4 protein-coding genes and 2 pseudogenes are annotated in these 4,093 nt (G+C 65.7%); 1 reads left to right on the top strand and 5 read right to left on the bottom strand.

Annotated elements, in window-relative coordinates:
- The 3 genes from V5A38_RS14480 to V5A38_RS14470 all read right to left on the bottom strand — a co-directional run.
- Nucleotides 1-489 (bottom strand): glutamate--tRNA ligase family protein (locus V5A38_RS14480; protein ID WP_332326470.1); only part of this gene is annotated, 489 nt, incomplete at its 3' end.
- A 299-nt stretch (nt 490-788) separates the two neighbouring features.
- Nucleotides 789-2,216 (bottom strand): hypothetical protein, encoded by a 1,428-nt coding sequence (locus tag V5A38_RS14475; protein WP_332326469.1) that lies wholly within the window; start codon nt 2,214-2,216, stop codon nt 789-791.
- Nucleotides 2,209-2,943, bottom strand: coding sequence for an ABC transporter ATP-binding protein (locus tag V5A38_RS14470; RefSeq protein ID WP_332326468.1), 735 nt, complete (start codon nt 2,941-2,943; stop codon nt 2,209-2,211). Before V5A38_RS14470 ends, V5A38_RS14475 begins: the two co-directional genes overlap by 8 nt.
- A 112-nt stretch (nt 2,944-3,055) precedes the next feature.
- On the opposite strand from V5A38_RS14470, the pseudogene V5A38_RS14465 reads away from it, so the two are divergent.
- Nucleotides 3,056-3,340 (top strand): annotated as a pseudogene (locus tag V5A38_RS14465) (SDR family NAD(P)-dependent oxidoreductase); the annotation flags it as partial.
- 13 nt (nt 3,341-3,353) lie between these two features.
- Here V5A38_RS14465 and V5A38_RS14460 read toward each other — a convergent pair.
- Together V5A38_RS14460 and tnpA are read right to left on the bottom strand one after the other, a co-directional pair.
- Nucleotides 3,354-3,509, bottom strand: a pseudogene (locus V5A38_RS14460) (RNA-guided endonuclease TnpB family protein); the annotation flags it as partial.
- Nucleotides 3,506-3,895 carry an IS200/IS605 family transposase gene (gene tnpA / locus V5A38_RS14455; protein WP_332326471.1) on the bottom strand — a complete coding sequence of 130 codons (390 nt, stop codon included), beginning with the start codon at nt 3,893-3,895 and terminating at the stop codon, nt 3,506-3,508. The gene tnpA and the pseudogene V5A38_RS14460, both read right to left, overlap by 4 nt.
- Nucleotides 3,896-4,093 lie beyond the last annotated feature (198 nt).

The following is a 4,093-nucleotide window of genomic DNA, read 5'->3' as shown; positions in this document are numbered from 1 at the left end:
GTCGTAGGCGTCGAGGTCCGGCCGCTTGGTCTCGGGGTCGGTGTCGTCGAACCGGACGATGAAGTGGCCATCGTAGATCTCCTCGGTGTAGGTTCCCATCACCGCCGGCATCCGGGCGTGGCCGAGATGCCACGGGCCGTTGGGGTTGGGCGCCGCGCGCATCCGGATCTCGTCGTACTCCTCGGCGTTCGGGAGATCGGGGAGGGTTTTCTCCTCCGCTTCCTCCTCGGCTACGAGCTCTTCGTAGAGCTCCTCGTCCAACTCCTGGAGGCGCTCGGCCTGCTCGTCCTCGTCGAGGCTGTTGACCTTGCCGACGACGGGGGCGACTACGCCGGCGATCTCGTCGCCGTACTGGCGGAACTCGGGGTTCTCGCCCATGAGCGGCCCCATGATCGGGCCGACCTCGGCGTCGCTGCCATGTTCGAGCGCGTTGAACAGGGCGTGTTTCTCCGCGGCCTGCTGGACGCGCTCGCGTAGATCTTCATCCATTAGGCGTGGCTACTGGTGGGTTTCGCAAAAAGGGTGCGAATTGGGTGGCGTCCGTGTTGGCTGGTTTCGAATTGCCTCGTGGTTTTGTGGTCGTGGCTGTGACTCCATCCGCGACGATACCCACTGCACCCGTTTTCGCGACGTGGACGGCCACCGCGAACACCACGGCGGAGTGCGCTTGCGCTATTGGACCGCACTACCGCCATCGCACCTGCTGCCGCATCGCACCTACCACCGCACCGCACCTGCCGCCGCACCCCCTCTGCACCCGCACCGTCCCGCCTCCACAGCGTGCCTGCTCAGCCCTGCCGGTGGTGGCGCGTCCACTTGGGAATCGACCGGCGGAAGAGGGCGAAGCCAACGAGGGCGAGCAGGCCGCCCACGCCGCCGAGGCCGGCCAGTAGGGGGGTGGGAATCGGTGCGAGGGCGAACGCGATGACGAGCACCGGCACCAGCGGGACGACCATGGCGGCGCCGAATGCCACGAACAGCGCGCTGTCGAAGAGAAACTCGTTGGGCGAGAGCCCGGCGAGATAGACGGTGACGCCGAAGATGTAGCAGGCGACGCCGACTAGCAGTAGGGCGCCCGTAAGCGCCTCGAGGGCGGGGCTGCCGCGGCGGGCAAGTGCGATTGCGTAAAATGCCAGTCCGACAACCGGCCCAAGCAGGAGGAACGCTCTGAGCTTCCCGGCCAGCACACCACCGGTGTCGAGCGGATGGGCCAGATACGCCTCCACGCTGTCGGCTTGCGTGAGCCAGTTGTAGGTCGTGAAGCCGGTGAGCCCGAGTATCGCGCCGAAAGAGACGCCGACGGAGGGTGCGATGCCGGTGATCTCGGCCGCGAGGTCGACCAGCACGGCGGTCACGGCGTAGAGCACCGCCGCGGAGAACAGCACCTTCCCCAGGCCGCCGTTGCTCCGGTGGACGTCGAGCAGCGTCTTCGTCGCCACGGCGTCGCTCACGCGGGCGTGGAGGCCGCGGAACGCCGGCCCAACCGTCCGGGAAGTTTGGCGTGAACTCGGGTCGAAGGCGAGGCCGCCGAGCAGGAACGCGCCGACCACCACGGCCAGCGCGCCACCGAACCGGCCCGGCGTCGGCGACTGAAACGCGCCGTATGGTGTATAAGCCAGCACTGGCAGGTCCACGAGCCAGGCTGCCGTGACGGCGACGGCGAGCCCACCGAGCGCTGCGACCCCGGCGAGTCCGCGCCCCGCGAGACCGACGGCTGTGAGAGTGATTGCGATGCCCAGCACGAACGTCGTCGTCAGCGTTATCCAGAGCAGCGCGACCGCAGCGACGCCGATGGTCCCGCGGCTCAGTGCCGCGGGCAGAGTGCCCGCCGCCATCGGGAGCAGGAACAATACTGCGTAGTAGACCACGTCCTTCACGACGAACGTGGCGAGCAGCCGCCGCTGGGAGAGCGGGAGCGTGCGCCCGGAGAACACCAGCAGCGTCACGTCGCCGAGCAGGTTCTGCAGCGCGTCCCGGCCGACAAAGCCGATCGAGCCGGTGTGGAGTCCGAACACGAGCGCCAGTCCGTGGAGGCCGGCGAACACCACCCAGGTGTCGGTGCCGGTGAATACGAGCATCTCCACCGCGCCGGCGACCAGCACCGCGATGGCCAGCGGGAACAGGCCGAACCGCCGCCCCCCGAGCATCCGGCTGTGGAGCCGCCACTCCTCGCGCAGCATCTCGACGAACAGCCCCCTGTTCGACGACTCAGCCATCGAGCTGTGCTCCCTCCGTCTCGACGTGCCGCATGAACGCGTCGAGCAGGCTCGTCTCCGGGCCGAGTTCGTGCGGGACCACCTCGGCGACGAGTTCCCCGGCACTCACGATCCCGACGCGTGAGCAGAGCTCGGCGGCCACCTCGACGTTGTGTGTCGAGATGACCACTGTGTTGCCCGCCGACCGATAGGACTCGAGAAAGCGCTTGACCCGCTCTTGCACGATCGGGTCGAGGTTCGCCAGCGGTTCGTCGATGAACACCAGTTCCGGCTCGTGCAGGAACGCTCCGGCGATCATCGTTTTCTGCTGCTGGCCCCGCGAGAGATCCGTCGAGAGTGTATCCAGCTTCCCTGCGAACCCCAGGCGGTCGGCCCAGGTGGCAGTCCGCTCGTCGACGGTTTCGTCGTCCACCTCGCGGACGGTTCCGACGAACTGGAGATACTCCCGCGGGGTCTGGAAGCTCGGCGGCGACTCCTTCTCGGGGAGGATACCGACCAGCTCGCGGACCTCCACGGGCTCCATCGCGGGGTCGACGCCCAGCACCGTCGCCTCGCCGGCGTCGGCGCTGGTCTGCCCCGTGAGGAGTTCCATCGTCGTGGTCTTGCCCGCCCCGTTCGGGCCCAGCAGCCCGTAGAGCTCTCCCGATTCGACGGTGAGTGAGAGCCCGTCGAGCGCGGTCACGTCACCGTAGGCCTTGCAGAGGGTGTCGGTCCGAATCGTGGTCATTCGTCGCGGCCTTCTCGACCGGGGGTGATAGTTCGAGTGGTCGCCGGTATCGAGACCGGTTGGCTCCTCCAGCCAACCGAAGAATTACCATATTCGAAACCAATCGCCACCTATGTCCGATTGGGGACTCGCAGATATGCCCGATCAGTCAGGCCGCATCGTCATCGTGACTGGCGCCAACAGCGGCCTGGGCTACGCGGCGACGGAGGCGTTCGTCCGACGGGGCGCCGAGGTGGTGATGGCCTGCCGCAGCCTCGAGCGCGGACGGGAAGCCGCCGAGGAGATTCATCCCGGTGAACACGACGGCTCGCTCACCGTGATGGAGCTCAACCTCGCGGCTCTCGACTCAGTGCGGCGGTTCACCGAGACGTTCGAGGCGGAGTTCGACGCGCTCCACGTTCTCTGTAACCTACCACGTCGTTCGCTTCGGTCTGGGTGGTACAGCCGGCATCGAAGGCGTCTTGCAGGGCGTGCTGGTATGTCTCTCGCGTTTCTCGGAGTTTCCTCCGCTTGTGGGCGTTCGAGTCCACAAGTTTGAGTTCCAACGTTTTCGTGAGTTCGGTCACGAATCGCCCTCCTTGTGCTGTTGGATGTAGTTCGCAACAGTCTCGCTCGAAACGTCCCCGGTGGTTCCTGCGTAGTATCCTCGTGCCCATCTGATTTTCTCGCCGTCGTGGTCGGCGTATCGGTGGTTGTACTTGCGCGAGGAGATGCCCTTGAACCAGTTGGCGAGGAGCGCCGGTTCGTTCTTGGGTGGGCTACTGACGACCAGGTGAACGTGGTCGGGCTGTACGGTGAGGTCGAGAATTTCGACGCCTTTGTCGCCGGCGATTTCGTGGAGGATGGACCGGACACGGCTGGCGCCCTCGTTAACAAGTACCGATTGACGGTACTTCGGCACCCACACTATGTGGTAGTTGAGGTTGTAGGTCGCGTGCCGTGTGGTCTTTATCTGTATCGTACACTATGGTCTGTCGGCGTGTTAACACTATGTAGGCTATTGTCCGCTTGGCCCCCGCCTAAAGACGGGGGTATGCGCTCGTAACTTTATCAGAGAGCGTCGACGGGTTCGTGTTTCCAGAACACGCTGGCGCCAGAGTTGCTGTCGACAAAGCGCTCGGCACGCCAGTCGGACCGATTACTGATCTCG

The organism is Halolamina sp., assembly GCF_036626355.1.
Lineage (GTDB): Archaea > Halobacteriota > Halobacteria > Halobacteriales > Haloferacaceae > Halolamina.
Note: the sequence above shows the minus strand (reverse complement) of the source record. Positions and strands in the feature narration are given on the sequence as shown.